This is a genomic window from Streptomyces sp. NPDC018045 (assembly GCF_044327445.1).
Lineage (GTDB): Bacteria > Actinomycetota > Actinomycetes > Streptomycetales > Streptomycetaceae > Streptomyces.
Map to the genome: position 1 here is coordinate 23,409 of NZ_JBIRFL010000007.1, position 23,341 is coordinate 46,749.

The 23,341-nt window shown below is 74.9% G+C and carries 17 protein-coding genes; 11 read left to right on the forward strand and 6 right to left on the reverse strand.

Annotated features, from left to right (window positions below; genetic code table 11):
• The first annotated feature begins 20 nt into the window (after window positions 1-20).
• Window positions 21-1,361, forward strand: coding sequence for an ABC transporter substrate-binding protein (locus ACH4EB_RS18360; protein WP_398348566.1), 1,341 nt, complete (start codon window positions 21-23; stop codon window positions 1,359-1,361).
• A gap of 220 nt (window positions 1,362-1,581) precedes the next feature.
• Here ACH4EB_RS18360 and ACH4EB_RS18365 read toward each other — a convergent pair whose 3' ends face one another.
• From ACH4EB_RS18365 to ACH4EB_RS18375, 3 genes are read right to left on the reverse strand one after another with little or no spacing between them, the layout of a single operon-like run.
• Window positions 1,582-2,562 (reverse strand): ABC transporter substrate-binding protein, encoded by a 981-nt coding sequence (locus ACH4EB_RS18365; protein WP_398348567.1) that lies wholly within the window; start codon window positions 2,560-2,562, stop codon window positions 1,582-1,584.
• A gap of 53 nt (window positions 2,563-2,615) precedes the next feature.
• Window positions 2,616-3,977, reverse strand: coding sequence for an enterochelin esterase (gene fes, locus ACH4EB_RS18370; protein WP_398348568.1), 1,362 nt, complete (start codon window positions 3,975-3,977; stop codon window positions 2,616-2,618).
• Window positions 3,974-5,137, reverse strand: coding sequence for a nucleotide disphospho-sugar-binding domain-containing protein (locus tag ACH4EB_RS18375; RefSeq protein ID WP_398348569.1), 1,164 nt, complete (start codon window positions 5,135-5,137; stop codon window positions 3,974-3,976). The genes fes and ACH4EB_RS18375 overlap by 4 nt, the downstream gene beginning before the upstream one ends.
• Window positions 5,138-5,304: 167 nt before the next feature.
• Here ACH4EB_RS18375 and ACH4EB_RS18380 point away from each other — a divergent pair, with 167 nt between their 5' ends.
• From ACH4EB_RS18380 to ACH4EB_RS18410, 7 genes are all read left to right on the forward strand, one after another.
• On the forward strand, window positions 5,305-8,952 hold the full coding sequence (locus ACH4EB_RS18380) for an ABC transporter ATP-binding protein (protein WP_398348570.1): 3,648 nt from the start codon (window positions 5,305-5,307) through the stop codon (window positions 8,950-8,952).
• Window positions 8,953-8,959: 7 nt separating this feature from the next.
• The gene (locus tag ACH4EB_RS18385) at window positions 8,960-10,027 is read left to right on the forward strand and encodes a glucose-1-phosphate thymidylyltransferase (RefSeq protein ID WP_398348571.1); all 1,068 of its coding nucleotides are present in this window, start codon (window positions 8,960-8,962) and stop codon (window positions 10,025-10,027) included.
• Between the two features lie 79 nt (window positions 10,028-10,106).
• The gene (gene rfbB, locus ACH4EB_RS18390; RefSeq protein ID WP_398348572.1) at window positions 10,107-11,117 is read left to right on the forward strand and encodes a dTDP-glucose 4,6-dehydratase; all 1,011 of its coding nucleotides are present in this window, start codon (window positions 10,107-10,109) and stop codon (window positions 11,115-11,117) included.
• A complete protein-coding gene (gene rfbD, locus ACH4EB_RS18395) occupies window positions 11,114-12,001 on the forward strand; it encodes a dTDP-4-dehydrorhamnose reductase (protein WP_398348573.1) in 888 nt (295 codons plus the stop codon). Before rfbB ends, rfbD begins: the two co-directional genes overlap by 4 nt.
• Window positions 11,989-12,594: a dTDP-4-dehydrorhamnose 3,5-epimerase family protein gene (locus ACH4EB_RS18400; RefSeq protein ID WP_398348574.1), complete on the forward strand. Its 606-nt coding sequence runs from the start codon at window positions 11,989-11,991 to the stop codon at window positions 12,592-12,594. The genes rfbD and ACH4EB_RS18400 overlap by 13 nt, the downstream gene beginning before the upstream one ends.
• Window positions 12,591-13,661 (forward strand): FecCD family ABC transporter permease, encoded by a 1,071-nt coding sequence (locus ACH4EB_RS18405; protein WP_398348575.1) that lies wholly within the window; start codon window positions 12,591-12,593, stop codon window positions 13,659-13,661. The genes ACH4EB_RS18400 and ACH4EB_RS18405 overlap by 4 nt, the downstream gene beginning before the upstream one ends.
• Window positions 13,658-14,731 (forward strand): FecCD family ABC transporter permease, encoded by a 1,074-nt coding sequence (locus ACH4EB_RS18410; protein WP_398348576.1) that lies wholly within the window; start codon window positions 13,658-13,660, stop codon window positions 14,729-14,731. Before ACH4EB_RS18405 ends, ACH4EB_RS18410 begins: the two co-directional genes overlap by 4 nt.
• 149 nt (window positions 14,732-14,880) lie before the next feature.
• On the opposite strand, the gene ACH4EB_RS18415 is transcribed toward ACH4EB_RS18410, so the two are convergent.
• Window positions 14,881-16,356 (reverse strand): hypothetical protein, encoded by a 1,476-nt coding sequence (locus tag ACH4EB_RS18415; protein WP_398348577.1) that lies wholly within the window; start codon window positions 16,354-16,356, stop codon window positions 14,881-14,883.
• A 1,018-nt stretch (window positions 16,357-17,374) separates the two neighbouring features.
• Window positions 17,375-18,766, reverse strand: a complete 1,392-nt coding sequence (locus ACH4EB_RS18420) for a transcriptional regulator (protein ID WP_398348578.1) — start codon at window positions 18,764-18,766, stop codon at window positions 17,375-17,377.
• Between the two features lie 576 nt (window positions 18,767-19,342).
• Between ACH4EB_RS18420 and ACH4EB_RS18425 the strand changes: the two genes are divergently transcribed.
• From ACH4EB_RS18425 to ACH4EB_RS18435, 3 genes are all read left to right on the forward strand, one after another.
• Window positions 19,343-20,014: a bifunctional DNA primase/polymerase gene (locus ACH4EB_RS18425; protein ID WP_398348579.1), complete on the forward strand. Its 672-nt coding sequence runs from the start codon at window positions 19,343-19,345 to the stop codon at window positions 20,012-20,014.
• A 221-nt stretch (window positions 20,015-20,235) separates the two neighbouring features.
• Window positions 20,236-21,093 carry an ABC transporter ATP-binding protein gene (locus ACH4EB_RS18430; protein ID WP_398348580.1) on the forward strand — a complete coding sequence of 286 codons (858 nt, stop codon included), beginning with the start codon at window positions 20,236-20,238 and terminating at the stop codon, window positions 21,091-21,093.
• A complete protein-coding gene (locus tag ACH4EB_RS18435) occupies window positions 21,090-22,754 on the forward strand; it encodes a transporter (RefSeq protein ID WP_398348581.1) in 1,665 nt (554 codons plus the stop codon). Before ACH4EB_RS18430 ends, ACH4EB_RS18435 begins: the two co-directional genes overlap by 4 nt.
• A gap of 156 nt (window positions 22,755-22,910) precedes the next feature.
• Here the strand turns inward: ACH4EB_RS18435 and ACH4EB_RS18440 are convergent, their stop codons facing one another.
• Window positions 22,911-23,318, reverse strand: a complete 408-nt coding sequence (locus tag ACH4EB_RS18440; protein ID WP_398348582.1) for a RidA family protein — start codon at window positions 23,316-23,318, stop codon at window positions 22,911-22,913.
• Window positions 23,319-23,341 lie beyond the last annotated feature (23 nt).

Consider the following 23,341-nt stretch of genomic DNA (forward strand, 5'->3'; position numbering starts at 1 on the left):
AAGCGGAATGCTCCGTGCACATGACCGGACGGCGACGCCCCTCCTCCCCCCGCCCCTTCCCCCGCGCCGGCGCAGCCGTCACGGCTGCCACGGCCTGCACGGCGGTCCTGGCGTCACTGCTCTCGGCCTGCGGCTCCCTCCCCGGCGTCCCGGGAGGCTCCGGGGAGAAGGAGCCGCTCACGGTGATGACGTGGGCGCCGGTGGGCACCAAGGCGACCAACATGCCGGGGATGCCCGCCATGGCGCAGGCGTACGCCCGCTGGGTCAACTCCCGGGGCGGCATCGACGGCCATCCGCTGAAGGTCGTCACCTGCAACGAGCACAACGACTCGGTGGCCGCCGCGCACTGCGCGCAGCGGGCGGTGGACGCCGGGGCGGTCGCGGTCGTCGGCTCGTACAGCCAGTTCGGCCGCTCGTTCATCTCGCCGCTGGAGCGGAACGGCATTCCCTACCTCGGCGGTTACGGCGTCTCCGACGAGGAGTTCGCCAGCCCGCTGTCGTACCCGGTCAACGGCGGGCAGGCCGCCCTCCTGGCGGGCAACGGGCGCCAGCTCGCGAGCGTCTGCGAGCGGGTCTCACTGGTGCGCCCGGACACCATCCAGGGCGACCAGATGCCCGCCCTGCTCGGCGCGGGCCTGGCCGACGGCAGCCGCGGCGCCGCGCGGGACGTCCGCGCGCCCGAGGACGGCACCGACTACGCGGACGCGGCCCGGCGCGCCCTGGACGGCGTCGGCGCCGGACCGGGCGCGGCGGGCGGCACGAAGGGGGCGGGCGGCTGTGTGACGGCCGCCCTCGGCGAGCGCACCGACACGTTCTTCGACTCCTTCCGCCGCCTCCAGCCCGAGGGCTCGAAGGTACGGATCGCTTCGGTGCTGGGCAGCGCCGGGCAGGCGCTGGTGGACCGTACGGGCGGCCGGTCCGGGCCGCTGGAGGGGGCGTACCTGACGGGCTGGTACCCGGTCGCGAGCGATCCGCGCTGGAACCCGATGCGCAAGGTCATCAACGACCACGCCTTCGGCGACAACCGCATCGACCCGGCCGATCCGGGCGTGCAGACGACGTGGATCGCCTACACGGTGCTGCGCGCGGTCGTCGAGCAGCTCGGCGAGGACGGTGCCGAGGACATCACGGCCCACACCGTGCGGCAGGCGCTGGACCACGGCGCACGGGCCGTGGACACCGGCGGGCTGACGCCGGAACTGCGCTGGCGCGCCGACGACATGCTCGCGGTGCAGGGCTTCCCGCGCACGGTCAACGGGCTGGTGACCTATCAGGTGGTACGGGAGGGGCAGTTGGTGGCGGCGAAGGAGGGCTTCGTGAACGTCGCCGGGACGCTGGAGAAGCCGCGGGCGGAATCCTGAGGGCGGGCGGTTCAGGGACGGGCGGTGCGGCAGCGGACGACCGAGGGGCGGGAGGCCCCGGAGCGGACGGGCCAGGAGCGGACGCGCCAGGAGCGGGCGGGCCAAGAGCGCGCGGTCCCAGAGCGGGAGGGTCGGGAGCGGGCGGACCACCGGGGTGCCGTCGTGCCGCGTCGCGCCCCGTGCCGGCCGCCCGTACGGCCCGCCCCCGTGCCGGCCGTGCTCAGCCCTTCTTCGTCAGGGCCCGCTCGACGTCCGTGAGCACGGCTTCCGCGGCGAGCGGGCCGCCCGAGCTGTTCCACGCGGACCCGTCGACCACCACGACGTGGTGCTTCTCGACGGCCTTGAGCTTGCCGAAGTTCGGTACGGCGGTGGCCTCCTTCAGGCTCTTCTCCCCCGCCGCCTTGTCGCCGAGCGCGCCGAGGAACAGCCAGTCGCCGTCGATCGTTTCCAGCCGCTCCAGGCTCACCGGTTCGCTGTGGCCGGCGCTCTCGCCCTGCTGGCCCCGCGGCCGCTTCAGGCCGAGCGCGGCGAGGGTGTCGCCGACGTGCCCCTTGCCCTTGCCGACCACCGAAGGCGCGCCGTTCTGCCAGCGGATGACGCTGGTGACGGCCCCGGCGTCGGACCCGAGCCCGTTCTTCACGGCCGTGCGGCGGGCGTCGAAGGAGGCGAGCCACTTCTGCCCGTCGGCCTTCTTGCCGAGCGCGTCGGCGGTCGCGGTGAAGGCGTCCCGCCAGGGGGCGTTGAGCTTGGCGGTGAGCACGGTGGGAGCGATCCGGCCGAGCTTGTCCTGGACACGCTTGGCGCCCACCGTCTCGTCGAGCAGGATCAGGTCCGGCCGCAGGGCGGCGAGCTTGTCCAGGTCGGGCTCGGCGACATTGGCGACGATCTCGGCGGACCCGGCCTTCGGCGCGAGGTAGCCGGCCACGCCGGACTGACCGCGCCCGCTGGTGGCGCCGATCGGGTGGACGCCGAGGGCCAGCGCGGCGTCGAGGGTGGGCTCGCTGAGCGTGACCACCTTCTTGGGCGCGGCGGGCACCGCCACCTTCTTGCCGTTGGCGTCGGTGACGGTACGGGTGCCGGAACCGCCGGCCTTGCCACCGGCGCCGTCCGGGCCGCCGGAGTCACCGTCCCCGCAGCCGGCGAGGGTCAGGGCGCCCGCCAGGGCGAGGCCGAGCAGGGCGGCGGGTCGGCGGATACGCATGGGAATGGCTCCTTGTGTGTGTGGTGCGGCGGAAGAGCAGGAGGGGTGCGGGGTCAGGGGGTGCCGGTGGCCGGGGGAACGCCGGCGCCCCGGTGAGCGAGGGGTGGGCCGGGGCCGAGGAGGGCGATGAGTCCCTGTGCCAGGGCGACGGTCCAGCAGGCGTAGTCGTGACCGCCGTTGAAGTCGGAGCCGGTGACGGTGTGGCCGCCGGCGCGGAGCGTCCGGCGCAGGTCACGGGTCTGTTCGAGCATGCCCCACTCGTGCAGCCCGACGTCCAGGTGCAGCCGCAGCCCGCGCGGCGCGCCCTCGGCGTAGCGGCGGGTGATCCAGGCGGTCTCCCCGGCGGGCTCGCCCGGGGGCTGCCACCACAAGGAGGGGGACTGGGCCAGGACGTTGCCGAACCGGTCCGGGGCGGCGTACCCGGCGTACAGGGCGGTGAGGCCGCCCAGGCTCTGCCCCGCGACGACCGTGCGCGCCGGGTCCGTGGTGAGCGGCAGCCTCCCGGCGGCCCAGGGCAGGAGTTCCCCGGCGAGGAAGGAGACGTACGCGGGGTGGCCACCGAACTCGCGGGCACGGGTGGCGTTGTCGACGGCGTGCGGGGCGAGCACGGTCAGCGGCGGGATCGCGCCGTCCGTGACGAGCCCGTCCAGCACGTCCTCCAGGTGGAGCTGGCCGAACCACATGTCGCCGTCGAGCAGGACGAGGGTGTCGGTGGGCCCGGTGCGGCCCGGTCCGGAGCCGGCGGGTGCCGGCGGCTCGTACACCCAGACCTCGCGTTCCGCGCCGAGCGCGGCGCCGGTCACCTGGTGACGCCGTACCGTGCCGCGCGGGGTGCCGGGGCGCGCGGGGTGGGGCCAGGGGCGGGGCGGGGCGTGGGGCAGTTCGAAGACGGAGCCGGGCGGGCCGTGCCAGCGGGTGGCGATGGTACGGGGGTTGAGGGGGTCGCGGACGCCGGTGGCGGCCAGCCCGGCGAGGTCGCCGGGCGGCCGGCCCCCGGTGTCGGGGGCGATGCGGTACGAGCCGCGGTGGTCGCCGCGCAGGCGGTAGGTCAGGTGCCACACGTCCGTACCGGGCAGGTGGCGCATCAGGCTCGCGGGCAGGTCGGCGCGGTCCATCAGCCGGTTGACCATCAGCAGTACCTGCCGGGTGGCGGGGCCGCCGCGCCACAGGAAGGTGACGGCGCGGTGCCCGGGGTCACCGTCGAGCGGTTCGACGAGCGGGGTGCCGCGGGCCGCCGCCTCGGTCCAGAACCGGGCCAGCACCGCGGCGCGCGCGGCGGCCGGCCCGGCCGCGGCCAGTTCGGCGGCCAGGTGCGCCATCCGTGGGCTGTGCGTGGTCTCGGCCGGGTGGGGCCGGGGGATGCGGGGCGGCCCGGCGGGGGCCGTCCGGGCGGCGGGGGCGGCCGGGCGGGTCATCTGTTCGCTCCCTGGGAGAGGGCCAGTTCGACGAGCCGGGGTACGGCGTCGGCGGGGCTGGGCAGCACGGCCATCTCCTCGGCCGTCTCCCGGGCGGCCGTGGCCAGCGCTTCGTCCTCCAGGAGGCGCCGGACCAGTTCGCGCCCGGGGCGGCCGGGGCCCGCGAGGGCGGCCGGGCTTTCCGGCACCAGGCCGCAACCGCGCGCCCGGACCGCCGCCGCGTTGGCCGGCCGGTCGGCGCCCTCGCCGAGGACGAGCTGCGGCAGGCCGGCGTCCAGGGCGGTCAGGGTGGTGCCGGCGCCGCCGTGGTGGATGGTGGCGTCGCTGCCCGCGAGCAGCGCGCCCAGGGGCGTCCACGCCACGGGGCGGACGTTGTCGGGGAGCGGGCCGAGCGCCGACAGGTCGGCACCGCCGAGCGCGAGCACGAACTCGGCGTCGGTCACGCGGGCGGCGTCGACGACCCATGCGACGGGTGAGACGCCGTCCACGACCGGGCGGACGGTGCCGAGGGTGACCGCGATCCGGGGCCGCTTGCGCTCCTCGAAGAGCCAGCGGGGCAGCGCGCCGCCGCCGTTGTACGGGACGTAGCGCAGGTGGCGGCGGTGCGGTTCGGCGGTGACGCTCATGGTGGGCGGGGTGACGTCGAGCCAGGCGGCGACCGGCGCCGGCCCGTCGAGGCCGTGGCGGGCGTATCCGTCGGCGAGCGCGTCGTTCATCATCGCGACGTGCCGGCCGGTGTGGCCGAAACCGACCGCGTGCAGGACGGAGGGGATGCCGAGCGCGGCGGCGACGAGCTGGCCGACGACGCCGTTGGGGGTGTGCACGACGAGGTCGGGCCGCCAGTGGCGGGCGACGTCGGCCATGGTGTCCGCCATCTCCTCGCTGAAGAAGGAGAATCCCTTGCCCTTGGGGGCGGTTCGCCGCTCGCCGGGGGCCGGCGGTTTGCCCCGGCGGCCCTTCTCCATGGCGGTGTACAGGGCGTCGGGGTCGATGCCGGGCGCGCAGTCGACGGCCGGCAGCCCGGCCGCGACGGTGTGGCCGACGGCGCGTCCGCAGGTGGCGACGAGGACGTCGTGGCCCGCGGCGCGGAACGCCTGGGCCAGCGGAACCATCGGGTAGAGCAGCCCGAAGAAGGGGGGCCCGGCGAACAGGACACGCATCGACTACCTGCTTTCTTGCCCGGCGGGCGCCCGACGGAACGTCAGATCGGCGCCGGGGCACGGGTGGTGTTGCGGGCGGCGGGGAACGGGCGACCCGGAGGCGCATGTGCGCCAGGTCACACACCAAGAGTGGCGAACCATCACTTAGGTAAGCCTAAGCTAACCACGTGCTCAGCAGGTCAACAACGTCCCCCGGCTGGATACGCAGGCTCGGCGCCGCGTGCCGGCACCACCCCCGACTCCTCCTCGCGGTCGCCGTGAGTTCCGTGTTCGGCACGGGACTTGAGGCGGTCGGCCCGCTGCTCGCCCGGCTCGGCGTCGACGACGCCGTGGCCGGGCACACCGACCGCATCGGCTGGCTCGCCGCCACGATGGCGGGCCTGGCGCTGCTCCAGTTCGGCGCCGAATTCACCCGCCGCTACGCCGCCGGAAAGCTCGCCCTCGGCGTCCAGCACCGCCTGCGCACCCAGGTGTTCGACTCCCTCCAGCGCCTGGACGGCGTCAAACAGGACGCCCTGCGCACCGGCCAGGTCGTCTCCCGCGCCAACAGCGACCTGACGCAGGTGCAGATCATGCTCGGGATGCTGCCCATCCCGCTCGGCACCTCGGCCCTCTTCCTCGTCGCCGTCGGCGCGATGCTCTGGCTGTGCGCCCCGCTCGCCCTGGTCGCGCTGACCGTGGTGCCCGCCACCGCGTGGGCCGCCGCCCGCAGTCGCGCCCGGCTCGTCCCCGCCACCCGCGCGGCGCAGGCCGGCGCCGCCCGCGTCGCCGAACAGGTCGAGGAGGCCGTCACCGGCGTACGGGTGGTCAAGGGCTTCGGCCAGGAGGACCGCGAGGTCGACCGGCTGGCCCGTACCGCCCGCGGCCTGTTCGGGCGGCGGATGCGGGTGGCCCGCATCCAGGCCGGCGCCACCGCCACCCTCGCGGCGCTGCCCGCGCTCGGCCAGGTCGGGGTGCTCGCCCTCGGCGGCTGGCTGGCGCTGCGCGGCACCATCGGCCCCGGCACCTTCCTCGCCTTCGCCGCCTACCTGGCCCTGCTGGCCGGGCCCGCCCGGCTGTTCGCGAGCTTCCTGGTCACCGCCCAGCAGGCCCGCGCCGCCGCCGAACGGGTCGGCGAACTCATCGACGCCCGCCCCGACATCACCGAACCGGCCGACCCGGCCGCCCTGCCCGCCGGCCCCGTCGGACTGGAACTGCGCGGCGTACGCTTCGGATACGCGCCCAGCGCCCCGGTCCTCGACGGCGCCTCGCTGACCGTACGGCCCGGTGAGACCCTGGCCCTCGTCGGCCCGTCGGGCTCCGGCAAGTCCACCGTCTCCCTGCTGCTCCCCCGCTTCTACGACCCGCAGGCCGGCTCCGTGCACGTCGGTCCGCCCGGCGCCGCCCCCGACGTCCGCGAACTGTCCCTGCGCGACCTCCGCGCCACCATCGGCGTGGTCTTCGAAGAACCCTTCCTGTTCTCCTGCTCCGTCCGCGACAACATCGCCTACGGCCGTCCGGACGCCACCGACGAGCAGGTCAGGGCGGCCGCCGAGGCCGCCGAGGCGCACGCGTTCATCACCGCGCTGCCCGACGGGTACGCCACCGAGGTCGGCGAGCGCGGACTGACGCTCTCCGGCGGGCAGCGGCAGCGCCTGGTGCTGGCCCGCGCCCTGCTGGCCGACCCGCGCGTCCTCGTCCTGGACGACGCGACATCCGCCGTGGACGCCGGCACCGAGGCCGCCATCCACCGCACGCTGCGCGCCGTCACCGGCGACCGGACGACCCTGCTGATCGCGCACCGCCGCTCCACCCTCCGGCTCGCCGACCGCATCGCCGTCCTGGACCAGGGCCGCGTGGTGGACACCGGCACCCACGCGGAACTGGCGGCACGCTGCCCGCTGTTCCGCGAACTCCTGGCCGGGCCCGGCGACTCCCTCGACGTCCGTGTCACCGCCGATCCGCACACCACCGGCCGGGGCGTCACCCCGGGCCTCTGGCCGGAGCCCCCCGCCGACCCGGACCCGGCGGAGGACACCACCGAGAACCCCCGCCTGGACGAAGCCCGGCTGCGCGCCCCCGACCCCGACGCCCGCTTCCGGCGGCTGCTCGCCCCCGTACGCGCCGCGCTGCTGCTCGGCCTGCTGCTCGTCGCCGCCGACTCGCTCGCCTCCCTCGCGCTGCCCCTCCTCGTCCGGCACGGCCTGGACGCGGGGGTCGGCGCGGGCGACGGCGGCGCGCTCGCCGCCACCGCCCTGACCGCGCTGCTCGTCGTCGCCGCCGGCTGGGGCGTGCTCACCCTTCAGGCGCGCATCACCCGGCGGGCCGGGGAACGGGTGCTGTACGGGCTGCGGGTGAAGACGTTCGCCCACCTCCAGCGGCTGGGGCTGGACTTCTACGAGCGCGAACGCGGCGGCCAGATCATGACCGCCATGGTCAACGACATCGACGCGCTGTCCGCCTTCCTCCAGACCCACCTGCTGGCCTCCGTCGCCGCCCTGGCCACCCTGTGCGGCGCCGTGGTGGCGATGCTCGCCGTCGACCTGCCGCTGGCCCTGACGGCACTCGCCCTCGTCCCGCTGATCGCCGTGGCCACCGCCGTCTTCTGGCGGCTGTCCTCCGCGGCGTACACGGACGCACGCAAACGCGTCGGCGAGGTCAATTCCAGCCTCCAGGAGAACGTCTCGGGGCTGCGCGTCGCCCAGTCCCAGGGCCGCGAGGGCACGACGGCCGAGGCGTTCGGCCAACTGTCCGAGAGCTACCGCGCCGCCCGGCTGCGCGCCCAGCGCTATGCCGCCGTGTACTTCCCGTGCGTCAACCTCACCGCCGAACTCGCCAAGGCCACCGTCCTGCTGTCCGGTGCGTACCGGGTCGCGGACGGCAGCCTCAGCGCCGGTGTGCTGGTCGCCTTCACCCTGTTCCTCGGCATGTTCTTCGCGCCCGTCCAGCAGCTCTCGCTCGCCTTCGACAGCTACCAGCAGGCGTCCGTCGGCCTGCGCCGCACCATGGAGCTGCTGCGCGTCACACCCTCCGTACGGGCTCCCGCCGGCCCCGCGCCCGTACCGGACCGGCTGTCCGGGCCGATCGAGCTGCGTGACGTCACCCTCCGCTACCCGGGCGCCGAGCGGCCGTCCCTGGACCGGGTCAGCCTGCGCATCGAACCCGGCGAGACGGTCGCGCTCGTCGGCGCGACCGGGGCCGGCAAGTCCACCGTGGTCAAGCTGCTCGCCCGCTTCCACGACGCCACCGAGGGACAGGTGCTGGTGGACGGCGTGGACATCCGTACCTACGACCCGCCCGCCTACCGACGGCTGCTCGGCGTCGTCCCCCAGGAAGCCCACCTGTTCACCGGCGACATCGCCGACAACGTCCGCTACGGCCGGCCCGGGGCCACCGACCAGGAGGTCGAGGCGGCCGTGCGGGCGGTGGGCGCGCTGCCCGCGGTGACCGCCCAGCCGTACGGCTTCCGCCAGCCCGTCGGCGAACGCGGACAGCGCCTGTCCGCCGGCCAGCGCCAGCTCGTCGCGCTGGCCCGCGCCCACCTCGTCGACCCCGGCCTGCTGCTGCTCGACGAGGCCACCGCCGCCCTCGACCCGGTCACCGAGCGCACGGTGCTCGACGCCGGGGACCGCCTGGCCACCGGCCGCACCACCGTCCTGGTCGCGCACCGGCCGGCCACCGCCGCGCGGGCCGACCGGATCGTCGTCCTGGACGCCGGGCGGATCGCCGAAGCAGGCACCCACCAGCAGCTCCTCGCCGCCGACGGCCCGTACGCCCGGCTGTGGCACCACCACTCGGCCGCCGCTGCCGAGCCCGCCCCCCTCACCCAAGGATGACCCGCTCATGAAGGCACTTGTCCTCTCCGGAGGCACCGGCAGCAGACTGCGGCCCATCACCCACACCGCCGCCAAGCAGCTCGTCCCCGTCGCCAACAAGCCGGTGCTCTTCTACGGCATCGAGTCCCTGGTCGCCGCGGGCGTCACCGACATCGGCATCATCGTCGGGGACACCGCGGCGGAGATCCGGGCGGCCGTGGGCGACGGCTCCCGCTTCGGGGCGCGCGTCACCTACCTCCCGCAGGAGCAGCCCCTGGGCCTGGCGCACGCCGTCCTGATCGCCCGCGACTGGCTCGGCGACGACGACTTCGTGATGTACCTCGGCGACAACTTCGTGGTCGGCGGGATCACCGAACTCGTCGACGAGTTCCGGCAGTCCCGCCCCGACGCCCGCATCCTGCTCACCAAGGTCCCCGACCCCACCGCCTTCGGCGTCGCCGAACTCAGCCCCGAGGGGCGCGTCCTGCGCCTGGAGGAGAAGCCGAGCGCCCCGCGCAGCGACCTGGCGCTGGTCGGCGTCTACCTCTTCACCCCCGGCGTGCACGACGCCGTACGGGCCATCACGCCCTCGGCGCGCGGCGAGCTGGAGATCACCGACGCCCTCCAGTGGCTGGTCGACGCCGGGCGTACCGTGCAGTCCACCGTCATCTCCGGCTACTGGAAGGACACCGGCAACGCCACCGACATGCTGGAGGTCAACCGCACCGTGCTGGAGGGAATGCCGCCCGCCGTCCTCGGCGACGTGGACGGCGCCAGCGAACTCGTCGGCCGGGTCCGCATCGAGGCCGGGGCCCGTGTCGTCCGGTCCCGGATCGTGGGGCCCGCGGTCATCGGCGCGGGCAGTGTCGTCCGGGACTCCTACATCGGCCCCTCCACGTCCGTCGCCGACGGCTGCGTGATCAGCGGCAGCGAGGTGGAGTTCTCCATCGTGCTGGGCGACTCCCGCATCGAGAACGCCGGGCGGATCGAGGGCTCGCTCATCGGCCGCATGGTCCGCATGAGCGGCGCCGCCCGCGCGCCCCGCGCGCACCGCCTGGTGCTCGGGGACCACAGTCAGGTGCAGATCGCGCCCTGACCTCCGGAGGCCGTGCGCGGGGCGCCCCACCGCACGCCCGCACCCCCTGTTTCCGCCCTATTCTCCTTGGACTGACGCCTTGAGAATCCTCGTCACCGGCGGGGCCGGCTTCATCGGCTCCCACTTCGTCCGCACCCTGCTCGCCCCCGAGGGCCCCGGCGGCGGGCCGCACGTCATCACCGTCCTGGACGCCCTGACCTACGCCGGGCACCGCGCCAACCTCCGGCCCGTGGCCGGTGATCCCCGGTTCACCTTCGTACACGGCGACATCCGCGACCGGCCGCTGGTGGACGACCTGCTGGCGGAGCACGACGCGGTGGTGCACTTCGCCGCCGAGTCGCACGTCGACCGCTCCATCGCGGACGGCGCCGACTTCGCGTCCACCAACGTCCTGGGCACCCAGGTCCTGCTGGAGTCCGCGGTACGCCACCGCGTCGCCCGCTTCGTCCACGTCTCCACCGACGAGGTGTACGGCTCGATCGCGGACGGCTCCTGGACCGAGGACCAGCCGCCGGCCCCCAACTCGCCCTACTCCGCCACCAAGGCCGGCTCCGACCTCCTCGCCCTGGCCCACCACCGCACCCACGGCCTCGACGTGTCGGTGACCCGCTGCTCCAACAACTACGGCCCCTACCAGCACCCCGAGAAGGTCATCCCGCTGTTCGTCGGCCGGCTGCTGGCCGGCGGGCGCGTCCCGCTGTACGGCGACGGACTCCACGTACGCGACTGGCTGCACGTCGACGACCACTGCCACGCCCTGCGCCTGGTCCTGGAGGGCGGCCGGCCCGGCGAGATCTACAACATCGGCGGCGGTACCGAACTCAGCAACCGGGACCTCACCGGACGCCTCCTCGCCGCCTGCGGCGCCGGCTGGGACCGGGTCGACCACGTCACCGACCGCAAGGGCCACGACCGGCGCTACTCCGTGGACTGGACGAAGATCCGTACCGAACTCGGCTACGTTCCCCGGCGCTCCTTCGAGGACGGGCTCGCCGAGACCGTCGCCTGGTACCGCGACCACCCCGACCGGTCTGCGCCCCCGGCCGGCGGCGCCACCGCCGCGCCGGCCCTGGGCGGTGCGGCCCGGTGAACCGCTGGCTGATCACCGGCGCGAGCGGGATGCTCGGCCGCGAGGTGTGCCGCCTGCTGGCCGCCGAGGGCGAGTGCGCGCTCCCCATGGACCGCCGGTCCCTGGACCTCACCGACGCCCGCGCCGTGGAGTCCGCGCTGCGCCGCGTCCGGCCGGCCGTCGTGGTCAACTGCGCCGCCTACACGGACGTGGACGCCGCCGAGGCCCACGAGGAACAGGCACACCGCGTCAACGCCGACGCCGTACGCGGCCTGGCCCGCGCCTGCGCCCGCGGCGGCGCCCGGCTGCTGCACGTGTCCACCGACTACGTCTTCGCGGGCGACGCCGCCACCGCGTACCCGGAAGACGCGCCGACCGGGCCGCGGACCGCCTACGGGCGCAGCAAACTGGCCGGCGAACAGGCCGTGCTGGCCGAACTGCCGCACACCGGCACCGTCGTCCGCACCGCCTGGCTGTACGGCGCCCACGGCCGCAACTTCGTGCGGACCATGGCCGAACACGCCGCGCGCGGCACCACCGTGCACGTCGTCGACGACCAGACGGGCCAGCCCACCCCCGCCCGCGACGTGGCCGGACGGCTGCTCGCCCTGGGTCGCGGCCCCGCCCGCCCCGGCGTCTTCCACGCCACCACCGGCGGACGGACCACCTGGTACGGCCTGGCCCGCGACGTCTTCCGGCTGGCGGGCGCCGACCCGGACCGCGTCCGGCCCACCGACAGCACCACCCTGAACCGGCCCGCCCGCCGCCCCGCCTGGAGCGTGCTGGGCCACGACCGCTGGGCCGCCGCCGGCCTGCCCGCGCCCCGGCACTGGCGCGAGGCGCTCACCGCCGAGTTCGCCGCGGTCACCGCGACCCTGGAAGGAGCGGTCTCATGCGCCCGCTGAGCATCGAAGGAGCCTGGGTCCGCGAACCGCTCGTCCACCGGGACGACCGAGGCTCCTTCCACGAGTGGTTCACCCAGCCGGAGTTCACCGGCGCCACCGGTCGCACCCCGGCCCTGGCGCAGGCCAACTGCTCCGTCTCCCGACGCGGCGTACTGCGCGGCGTGCACTTCAGCGACGTGCCGCCCGGCCAGGCCAAATACGTCACCTGCGTACGCGGCGCCGTGCTGGACGTGGTGGTGGACCTGCGGACCGGCTCCCCCACCTACCGCGCGTGGGAAGCCGTACCGCTGGACGAGGACGGGCTGAGCGCGGTGTACCTCTCCGAGGGGCTCGGCCACGCCTTCATGGCCCTGACCGACGACGCCACCGTGGTCTACCTGTGCTCCACCGGCTACCAGCCCCGCCGTGAGCACGGCGTCCACCCGCTGGACCCGGCCCTGGGCATCGGCTGGCCCGCCGGTGTCACCCCGCTGCTGTCCGCGAAGGACGCCGCGGCGCCCACCCTGGAGGAGGCGGAGCGGCAGGGCCTGCTTCCCTCGTACGAGGAGTGCGTACGCCATCGGGCAGCCGTCCGGGAAGGCAGCGCCGCGTGACGGCGACCGCGACCGCGGCGCGCACCGGCCCACCCGCCCCATCCGGTCCGGAAGCACCGGCCGCTCCGCCCGCCGGGCGCCGCGTGCTGCGGGCCGGCGGGCTGCTGCTGGGCGCGGTGCTGCTGGCCGCCGTGGTGCTGGCGAGCATCGCCGTGGGCGCCAAGGCCATCCCCCTCGACCAGGTGTGGCACGCCCTGTTCGGGTGGACCGGCACCGCCGACGACCGGATCGTGCGGGAACTGCGCCTGCCGCGTACCGTGCTGGGCGTCGCGGCGGGCGCCGCCCTCGGGCTGGCCGGCGCCGTGATGCAGGCCCTCACCCGCAACCCGCTGGCCGACCCCGGCCTCCTCGGCGTCAACGCGGGCGCCTCGGCCGCCGTCGTCACCGCGATCAGCGTGCTGGGCGTCACCTCCTTCACCGGCTACCTGTGGTTCGCGCTGGCCGGCGCCGGCGTGGCGGCCGTCCTGGTCAACGCGCTCGGCGGCAGCCGAGCGGCCACCCCGGTACGCCTGGCCCTGGCGGGCACCGCCGTCAACGCCGCCCTCTTCGGCTACGTCAACGGGCTGCAACTGTCGGACCTGGGAGCGCTGGAGACCATGCGGCACTGGTCGGTCGGCACCCTCGCGGGCCGCCGCGGCGACCTGCTGCCGGCCGCGCTGCCGTTCCTGCTGGCGGGCGCGGTCCTCGCGCTGACGCTGGCCCGCCCGCTGAACGCGGTGGCACTGGGCGAGGACACCGCCCGCTCCCTGGGCGCCCGGCTGGGCCGCACCCGGGTCCTGTCCATCGCCGCCATCACCCTGCTGTCCGGCGCCGCGACCGCCGTGTGCGGGCCGATCGGTTTCATCGGCCTGATGATTCCGCACGCGGTACGGGCCTTCTGCGGCCCCGACAACCGGTGGCTGTTCCCCTACTGCGCCGTCTTCGCGCCGGTCCTGCTGCTGGGGTCCGACATCGTCGGCCGGGTGCTGGTCCCGCCGGCCGAGATCGAGGTCGGGGTGGTCACCGCGTTCTGCGGCGGCCTGCTGTTCATCCACCTCGTCCGCCGGCGGAAGGTGGCCCAGTTGTGAGCGCCGTGCGCACCCCCACCGCGCGCCGCGCTGCGCCCCGCCCCACCGTGCTGCGCAGCCGCGGCGGACTGTCCCTGCGCCTGGGCCGACGTGCCCTGCTGGTCTGCGCGGCACTGGCGCTGACCGGCGCCCTGGTGGCCGTCCTGTCCCTGGGCACGGGCAGTTACCGCCTCAGCCCCGCCGAAGTCGTCGCCACCCTCTCGGGGGACGGCCCGCCCGGCGCCGACTTCGTCGTGACCGGCCTGCGGCTGCCCAGGGTGCTGGACGGGCTGCTCGCCGGATTCGCGATGGGCATGAGCGGCGCGGTCTTCCAGTCGCTGGCCCGCAACCCCCTGGGCAGCCCCGACGTCATCGGCTTCGGCAGCGGGGCGTCGGCCGGTGCGCTGGTATCCGTCGTCCTCCTGGAAGCGGGCACCGCGCAGATCGCCGTCGGCGCGGTGCTCGGCGGACTGGCCACCGCCGCCGCCGTCTACCTGCTGGCCTGGCGGCGCGGTGTGCACGGTTACCGGCTGGTGCTCGTCGGCATCGGCGGGTCGGCGGTCCTGGGCTCGCTCACCAGTTACCTGTACGTACGGGCCGACATCGGCAAGGCCGCCGAAGCGGCCACCTGGATGATCGGCAGTCTGAACGGCCGCGGCTGGTCCGATGTGAGCGTGGCCGCGCTCGGTGTCGCCGCCCTGGCACCCGCCGTCCTGGCGCTGGCTCGCCGGCTGACCCTGCTGGAGATGGGCGACGACACGGCGGCGGCCCTCGGCGTGGCGCCCGAACGCAGCCGCCTCGCCCTCCTCGCCACCGGCACCGGCCTGACGGCGCTCGCCGTCGCGGCCGCCGGCCCGATCCCCTTCGTCGCGCTCGCCGCGCCCCAACTGGCCCGCCGCCTCACCCGCTCCCCGGGCCCCAACGTCCTGCCCGCCGCCTGGATGGGTGCCGTCCTGGTCACCGTCGCCGACTGGTCGGCCCAGCGGGTGTCCGGTACGGGCATCCTGCCGGTGGGCGTGATCACGGGCGTGGGCGGCGGCGTGTATCTGGCGTGGCTGCTGTTCCTGGAGCGGAAGTCGGGGAAGCTGTGACGCCACGGTCGGCGCCCGGCCGGGTGCCGACCGCTTCCCGGGGCTTCGCGCGTCGGGTCTGATCCGCTCCCGGAACCCTCGCGTCGGACCGGTGCGCTCTCGGGACCGTCTCCGGGCCGGGACCCGCTCCCAGGTGCCCGCCCCGGGCGTCAGAGCTGTTCCGGGCGGTGCTCGGTCAGGCCGTACTTCTGGGCGATCGGGTTCCACAGCTTCGCCGCCCGCTGCTTGGCCTTGGTGGCCCGCCCGCTGTCCGCGTTGCCCTGCGCGGGCTCCTTGCCGCCCTTGGCCTTGCCCTTGTGGCAGCCGTTCTTGCCCTTGACCTGGCCGGCCCAGGCCGCGTAGTGGTTGTCGGCCGAGGCGGAGGACTTCCACGCCTCGTTGAGCGCAGCGGTCAGCTCACCACTGCCGGGCAGCTTGTCGACAGGGAGCTTGGCCAACCGGCTCACCAGGTCGTTGCGCTGCTTCGCGGCATCCCGGAGGTCCTTGGCCGCGGCGTCGAGGTTGGCGCACGACTTGATGCTCTTGACCGCGCCGATCACGGCGGACCGGCTGTTGTTGCTGTCCGCCAGGAGCGCGTCGAGGTCCTTGGCCTGCGCGGCCACCGGATCGGCGGACGGCGGCCGCTGCCCGGCCCCCTTGGCGCCCCCGGCGCCCTTGTCGTCCTTCGCCGCTCCGGAGGCGCCGCCGGACTCCTGCTCCTTCTTGGCGGAACCGTCGTCACCGCCTCCGCTCAGCGCATAGCCGACACCGAGCCCGGCGCCCGCCAGGGCGACCACGGCAACACCGATGATCACGGCGGGCGCGAAGCGCCGCCGCCGGCCGCCGCCGTCCTGTTCGTGATCCCCCTGTGACGCGTACCGGTCGTACTGCCCGTATTGCTGCCCGCCGGGAGGCTGCTGACCGTACGGGCCCTGGGGCGGCTGTCCCGGCTCGTCGAAGCGGGGCAACTGCGCGGTGGCGTCCGGGACGCCGTCCGGTGCGCCGGACGGAGCGACACCACCGGGGCCGGAACGGAACAGGCCCTCGAACTCGGCCGGTGTCGCACGGTCACCGGCCGCGTCACCGGGCGCGCCGGGCCGTACGCCGAAGGGCGCGCCGGGCGGCGCGGGGGTGCCGGCGCCTATCGGCGGGATGAGCTGGGTGGCCTCGGAGTCGGCACCCGGCTGTGCGGACTGGCCGGGGCCGCCCGCGCCGGGCCGGGGACCGTTCGGCTTGACCGCGCGCAGCGTACGGGTGGACTCGCCGGGCGATTCGGGGCGTGCGCCCGCGGGGCCGCCGGCCTCCGGCGGCAGCGGCGCGGCACCGGGCATCGGACCGGGCTGCCCGCCCTGAGTGCCGCCACCCGTCCGGCCCCGCCGTCCGCCGACGGGGCGCAGCAGGGCCGTCGACTCCGGGTCGCCCGCGGCGGGCGGCATCGGCGCACCGGCCTGCGGCGTCGCGGGCACGAGCTGGCCGTGCGGCGCCTGCTGCGCTCCGGGGAGGCTTCCCGGCTGCCCACCTTCCGGCCGGCCACCGGCGGGCGGCGGTGCGGCCGGGCCGCCGGACCGCGGGGCGAACCCGCCCGGCTGCGGCTCGAATCCGGCGGACTGCGGGTCGAACGGGGAGATCAGCGCGGTCGCTTCCATGTCCGGGGACGGGCCCTGCGGAGGCTGCGGAGGCTGTGCTTGCGAAGGCTGCGTCTGCGAAGGCTGCGTCTGCGGAGGCAGGGGCGTGGCCGCAGGGGGCTGGTGCTGCTGGAGCGGCGGCTGCGGCTGCTGGGCGGGAGGCGCCGTCGGAGGTACGAGAGGAGCCGGAGGCGCCGCGGGCAACGGCTGGGCGGGCGGCTGCTGGGCGAAGGGCTCCTGGCCGTACGGCTGCTGCTGAGCGCCGTAGGGGGGTTGCTGAGCACCGTGAGACGGTGGCTGAGCGCCATAGGGCGGTTGCTGCTGTCCGTACGGCTGCTGGTCCTGCCCGAACGGCTGCTGGTGGCCCGGGGCGTGCTGCCCGGCGGCTTGCTGATGGCCCTGCGGCGGCTGCTGACCGTAAGGCTGCCCACCGTACGACTGCCCCGGGAACGCCTGGCCCTGGACCGGCTGTCCCTGGACCGGATGGCCCGGCTCCGGAATCGGCTGCCCCGGAATCTGCTGGCTCTGTCCCGGTTGCCCCGGAACCTGCTGGCCCGGAACCTGCTGCCCCGGAATCTGCTGCCCCGACGTCGGCTGTCCCTGGGCCGGTTGCCCGCCCGGTCCCTGCTGCTGCTCAGGGCCCCAGGGCTGCCCCCAGGGCCGGCCCGCGGGCGGGGCGGCCTGGTGGCCGGGGGCCCACGGATCACCGTGAGCGGGCAGCACGACGCCCTCTCGCGCGGGCTCGCCCACAGGATTGTGCGGGTCGTTGCCCTGTCCGCTCTGCGTCACCGGGACTCCTACGATCTGCTGACTTACGGAAGCGTCGGCTCACGCTACCGGGTCGCAGTCGCGTTCGACCATGTCCCCTGGTCACCACCCACCCAAGACGCCCCACAAGGGGCCTTCCAGGCCCTCCTGGGGCCCTTCCGGCGCCGCGCGGGGCCGCCGGGCGGGCCCTGCGCGGCCCGCCCGGCGGAGAAGGACGAGGCGGCCCGGGCGCCGACCAGCCCTCCCCCGGCTGCCGCGGGCCGCGAATCCGCTACGCGGCTGCCCGCAATTCCAGCCGGGCACCGAACTCCCGCACCACCGGCTCGTCCCGGTACGGCTCCAGCCGTAGCTGGAAGTCCTCCAGGTACTCCGCGCCACGGTTCGACCGCAGCCCGCTCAGCAACTCGACGGCCTGCGTGCCCGTGTGGCACGCCTGCTCGATCTCGCGCTGCTGGACCTGTGCGCTGGCCAGCAGTACCAGCCCGATGGCGCGGCGCCGTGCCCGCCCTTCGGGGTGTCCGTCCACCGCTTCCTGCGCGCGCTGGCGCGCCGCCCCGGCCTGCCCCAGGTCACGGTGGCAGTGCGCGAGTTCGTCGGCCAGGTAGGCCTCGTCGAAGTGCGAGATCCACACCGGGTCGTCGCCGGTGCCGGAGGAGCCGGCGGCGCGTTCCATGGCGCCCACGGCCCGGCCCGCCACGACCTGGAAGGCCCGCGCGTCGCCCATCAGGGCGTGCCCACGCGCCTCCGCCGCGAAGAACATCGCCTCCGCGCGCGGCGTGACATGCCCGCGGGCGCCTTCCTGCGCGGCCTTCGCGAGCTGCGCGATCTCCCGGGGGTTGCCGAGCGAGGCGGCGAGGTGGCTCATGCTGGCGGCCAGCACGTACCCCCCGTAACCGCGGTCGCCGGCCGCCTGCGCCAGCCGCAGCGCCTGGATGTAGTAGCGCTGCGCCAGCCCGGGCTGGCCGGTGTCGACGGCCATGTAGCCGCCCAGCTCCGTCAGCCGGGCGACCGCCGCGAACAGTTCGCGGCCGACCGATTCCCGGTACGAGCCGGCCAGCAACCCGGAGACGACGCTGTTGAGGTAGTGGACGACGACCGGCCGGACGTGGCCGCTGCCGTAGCGGTGGTCCAGTTCGCCCAGGGCCGTGGTCATGGCCCGTACGGCTTCGACGTCCGAGATGCCCACCCGCGCACCGGCGTTGCGCGCCACCTGCGGGTCGGCGCTGGTGATGAGCCAGTCCCGGCTCGGTTCGACCAGCGCGGAGGCGGCCACGGTGGAGCCGCTGAGGAAGTCGCGCCGGCCGACGTCGCTGCGCCACAGCTCACAGACCTGTTCGATGGCGCCGAGGACGGTGGGCGAGAACTGCAGGCCCACACCGGACGCGAGGTTCTTGCCGTCGGCCATCCCGATCTCGTCGATGGTGACCGTACGCCCGAGTTTGCGGCCCAGGGCCTCCGCGATGACGGCGGGGGCCCGGCCGCGCGGCTGCTGGCCGCGCAGCCAGCGGGCGACGGAGGTCTTGTCGTAGCGCAGGTCGAGGCCGTGTTCGGCGCCGCACATGTTGACGCGGCGGGCGAGTCCGGCGTTGGAACAGGCGGCTTCCTGGATGAGCGCCTGCAGCCGTTCGTTCGGCTGCCGCGCGACGAGTGGCCTGGCGGCCATGCTGCACCCCCTGATTACTGCTGCGCGTTCACCAGCGAACGCCGTACCCGTGGACCAATTCCCCGTGCATATGCCGGATATCCGGGATATCTCGGATGTGCGTCATGTCCGCCGAAGCCTTGACATTCCCGGGTCGCAGCGATCGGCCCGGCCGGCCGGCGGATCGCTCCGCCGGATTGCGGTGTCCGGCACGCCCTGCCGCTCCGGCCCCTGAGTGCTGTCTCATGGGCTCGGCTCCTGCTGCTCCGGTCTTCGGTGGGACGGTGTTCCGGTCTTCGGTGGGACATGTTCCGGGGAATCGGCCGAACCGGGGTACGCCGTGCGGTACCCGCGCCCTGCTCGCGGCGCCGCCGCGCCGTACGGGCCCGGCGTTCGCTCCGGGGTCCGTCTCGGCTGTGCCGCGGCCTGCCGCCGGGCGGCCTCTCCGCCCGTCACGCAGGTGGCTACCCGTTCTCCCGGCGCCGCCCCGCACGCGCCCCCGGACATGCATCCATGCGCCCCACGTGCGGGAACGATGCGCCGGGGCGGGGCACGTGTCGGCCGTAACCCTTGGTGACAGGGAAAGTTGTCCACCACGTGGAAGACACCATCGGAGTCACAGGAGCCTCTCAGGTCCCCGAGCAGCGTGGCGAGCTGTTGATCGAAACTGCGGTGCGTTACGCGGAAGAGCGGCATTGGGACGTCTTGCCCGGCGCATGGCTGGAGGACGACGGCGAAGTGCCGCGCTGCTCGTGCGGCGCGGCCGACTGCGCCGCGCCCGGCGCGCACCCCACGGTCCCCGGCTGGGCCGGGCACGCCACGGGCAGTGCGACCGCCGCCCGCCGCCTGTGGAGCAGGAATCCGCGCGCCTCGATCCTGCTGCCGACGGGCCGTACGTTCGAGGCGCTCGACGTGCCCGAGACGGCGGGCTGCCTGGCCCTGGCCCGGATGGAGCGGATGGACCTGCCGCTCGGGCCGGTGACCCGCACCCCGGGCCGCCGGATGCTCTTCTTCGTCCTGCCCGGCGCCTCGGTCAAGGTGCCCGACCTGGTACGGCACCTGGGCTGGCCGCCCGCGTCGCTGGACCTGGTCGCGCGGGGCGAGGGCGACTACGTCGCCGCGCCGCCGACCCGCGTGGGGGCCTACGGGGCGGTGCAGTGGGTGCGCGAGCCCACCGCAGCCAACCGGTGGCTGCCGGACGCGGAGGAACTGATCAGCCCCCTGGCGTACGCCTGCGGGCGGGAGGCCGCGGCAGCACGCGGACGGTGAGGGCGGGGCGGCGGAGCCGTGCGGGGCGCCCCGCCGCGCCGTCGCCCTGCCCCCGTGCCCCACGCGTGTGCGCCGGGCGCTCACCGCCTCGCGCACGCCCCCTCCCCGCACCATGCGCCCGGCCGTTCGGCCGCACCGGCCCCGTCGCACACCCGCCCGTATCGTGGGATGAACGGACGGGGGCACGACCGGCCCCCGCGGGGACGTGGAAGGCAGGCCCGGTGGCCAACGAACCGGAACACATCGACCGACCGACCAAAACGGTCGCCCCACCGGACGGTCCGCCCGTCCGGACGGACGGCACGGTACCGCCCGCCGTGCACGTCCAGGGGCTGTGGAAGAAGTACGGCGAGCAGGTCGCCGTGGCGGGAATCGACCTGACGCTGCCGGCGGGCCGGTTCATCGGCCTGGTCGGCCCCAACGGCGCGGGCAAGACCACCACTCTCTCGATGGTGACCGGTCTGCTGCGCCCGGACGCCGGGCAGGTGACGATCGGCGGCCACGACGTGTGGCACGACCCGGTCGCGGTGAAGTCCCGTATCGGCGTACTGCCCGAGGGACTGCGCCTGTTCGAGCGGCTGTCGGGACGCGAACTCCTGGCCTACATCGGGCGGCTGCGGGGGCTGCCCGGCGCGGAGGTCGACAAGCGCGCCGACCAGTTGCTGGAGGTGCTGGACCTGTCCGGCGCGCAGAACAAGCTCGTCGTCGACTACTCGACCGGTATGCGCAAGAAGATCGGGCTGGCGGCGGCGCTGCTGCACAACCCCGAGGTCCTCTTCCTGGACGAGCCGTTCGAGGGCGTCGACCCGGTGTCCGCGCAGACCATCCGCGGCGTACTGGAGCGCTACACCTCCTCCGGAGCCACCGTCGTCTTCTCCAGCCATGTGATGGAGCTGGTGGAGTCGCTGTGCGACTGGGTGGCGGTGATGGCCGGCGGGCGCATCAGGGCGGACGGCCCGCTCGCGGAGGTACGCGGCGACGCGCCGTCCCTACAGGACGCCTTCCTCGAACTGGTCGGCGCCAACGGCCGCGCGGCCGGGCAGGACCTGGACTGGCTGGGCGGCGGGGGCGCCCGATGACCACCCCCGCCACCTCCACGGCGCCGGCCGGCGCGCCGTCCGGCGCTCCGCGCGCGGCCTCGGGCGCGTCGCTGACCCCGGTCCTCATCCGCCTCAAGCTGTCCCTGCTGCGCAACGGCCTGCGCCAGTCGTCCGGCCGGACCTTCGCCTACGTGGCGTCGCTGGTGGTGTCCCTGCTGTGCGCGGCGGGCGTACTGCTCGCCCTGATCGCCCTGCGCGACGTCGACCACGCGGGCGCGCTGGGCGTCCTGCTCGCCGCGGTGCTGGCGCTGGGCTGGGCGGCGATGCCGCTGTTCTTCCCGTCCGGTGACGAGACCCTCGACCCCACCCGGCTGGTCATGCTGCCGCTGCGGCCCCGGCCGCTCATCGGCGCGCTGCTGGCCACGTCGCTGGTCGGCATCGGCCCGGTCTTCACCCTGGCGCTGGCCGTCGGCTCGGCGATCATGATGGCGCACAGCGCGGGCGCCGCGGTCGTCGGCGTCCTCGCCGTCGTCCTGGTCGTCCTGGTGTGCGTGGCGCTGGCGCGGGCCGTGGCCACCGCCAACGTACGGCTGCTGACCAGCCGCCGGGGCCGCGACCTCGCCGTCCTGAGCGGCCTGTTCGTCGCGATCGGCGCACAGGGCGTGAACGTCGGCGCCCAGAAACTGTTCGGCTCGGGCGCCGGGCTGTCCGCCCTGGAGTCCACCTCCGACATCCTGCGCTGGGTGCCCCCCGCCTCGGCCGTGGACGCGGTCCGCGCGGCGAGCGAGGGCTCGTACGGGCGTGCCGTACTGGGCCTGGCACTGGCCGCGGTGGCGCTCGGCCTGCTGCTGTGGTGGTGGCAACGCACCCTGACCACGGTGATGACCTCGCCCGACTCCTCCACCCTCCAGGCCGTCGAACAGGACAGCGCGCGCAAGCAGCGCTCCTCGAAGGGCGGTCTGCAGCGGCTGCTGCCGGAGAGCCGTACGGGCACCGTCATCCTGCGGATGATGCGCTACGCGTGGCGCGACCCGAAGTCCAAGATGTCGTGGGCCATGGCGTTCGGCGTGGGCCTGCTCGTCCCGGTCATCTCCGCCCTCCAGGGCGGCGGCAGCATCTACACGGCGTTCTCGGCACCGGCCCTGCTGGGCATGCAGATGTACAACCAGTTCGGGCAGGACACCTCGGCGTTCTGGATGGTCGCCTCGACGATCTCCACGCCCCGGGACGCCTACCTGGAACTGCGCGCCCGAGGGCTGGGCCTGGCCCTGGTCGGTGTGCCCTTCGTGACGCTGGTCGTGATCGGCGCGGCCGCCTTCCTCGGCCCGTGGTCCGCGTTCTTCGACGTCTACGGGCTGTCCCTGGCCCTGCTCGGCTCCCTGGTGGCGACCGGCGCGATGGCCTCGGCCCTGTTCCCGTACTCCATCCCCGCGGAGAGCAACAAGAACATCGCTCCCGGACAGGGCGCCATCGCCTGGTTCAGCCTGTTCGGCGGCATGCTGGTCAGCGGCGTACTGGCCGCACCGGTGATCGGGCTGCTGGTGTGGCTGCACGTGGCGGGCCTGCACGGCCTGCTGTGGCTGCTGCTGCCGGCGGGAGCGGCGTACGGGGTCGGCATCGCGCTCCTGGGCATGCGGGTGGCGGCGCCGTGGGTGGCGCGGCGACTGCCGGAGATCCTGGGGGCGGTCAGCAAGGGGTGAGGGAAGGGCCGGGGGCTCCGCGGGCTGCGGCACGTCGGGGCCCCCGGCCCGATGCCTCGGCGCGGGAGTCGAGCTGCGCGTCCAAGGGCTGCCCGGCCGGCTCGGCACCGGCGCTCGCGGGCCGGGGCAGCTCGGGCCAGACCGTGAACCGAGCCGTTACCCGGCGCTCGGTACCACGGCCAAGGCGTCGACCTCGACCCGGAAGTCCGGGTGAACCAGACCGGCGACCTTCACCAAGGAGCAGGCGGGCGGGCGTTCCGCGTTCTGGTATTCGTCTCGTACCTTGCGGAACGCGTCCAGGTCGGCCAGATCGGTCAGGTAAACCGTCAGTTTGACGATGTGTTCCAGGCCGGAGCCGGCCGCTTCCAACGCGGTGGCCAGATTCGTGTAGACCTGCCGGACCTGGGCCTCAGCGTCACCCTTACCGATCAGGTTGCCGTCGCCATCCGCTGGGATCTGGCCCGAGACGGCGACCATCGCGCCGGTGAAGGAGACCGCGTGGCTGTAGCCGTTGACGGGCGGTGAACCGTTGGGACGTATGAAGTGCTCCATGGCGCCGATCATGCCACGAACGGAAATCCGGCCCT

Excerpts from the sequence above, each read along its gene's own strand:
- ACH4EB_RS18375 (WP_398348569.1), bottom strand. The coding sequence starts at position 5,137 with ATGCGTGTCCTGTTCGCCGGGCCCCCCTTCTTCGGGCTGCTCTACCCG.
- ACH4EB_RS18365 (WP_398348567.1), bottom strand. The coding sequence starts at position 2,562 with ATGCGTATCCGCCGACCCGCCGCCCTGCTCGGCCTCGCCCTGGCGGGC.
- ACH4EB_RS18385 (WP_398348571.1), top strand. The coding sequence starts at position 8,960 with ATGAAGGCACTTGTCCTCTCCGGAGGCACCGGCAGCAGACTGCGGCCC.
- fes (WP_398348568.1), bottom strand. The coding sequence starts at position 3,977 with ATGACCCGCCCGGCCGCCCCCGCCGCCCGGACGGCCCCCGCCGGGCCG.
- ACH4EB_RS18435 (WP_398348581.1), top strand. The coding sequence starts at position 21,090 with ATGACCACCCCCGCCACCTCCACGGCGCCGGCCGGCGCGCCGTCCGGC.
- ACH4EB_RS18400 (WP_398348574.1), top strand. The coding sequence starts at position 11,989 with ATGCGCCCGCTGAGCATCGAAGGAGCCTGGGTCCGCGAACCGCTCGTC.
- ACH4EB_RS18415 (WP_398348577.1), bottom strand. The coding sequence starts at position 16,356 with ATGGAAGCGACCGCGCTGATCTCCCCGTTCGACCCGCAGTCCGCCGGA.
- ACH4EB_RS18420 (WP_398348578.1), bottom strand. The coding sequence starts at position 18,766 with ATGGCCGCCAGGCCACTCGTCGCGCGGCAGCCGAACGAACGGCTGCAG.
- ACH4EB_RS18360 (WP_398348566.1), top strand. The coding sequence starts at position 21 with ATGACCGGACGGCGACGCCCCTCCTCCCCCCGCCCCTTCCCCCGCGCC.
- ACH4EB_RS18440 (WP_398348582.1), bottom strand. The coding sequence starts at position 23,318 with ATGATCGGCGCCATGGAGCACTTCATACGTCCCAACGGTTCACCGCCC.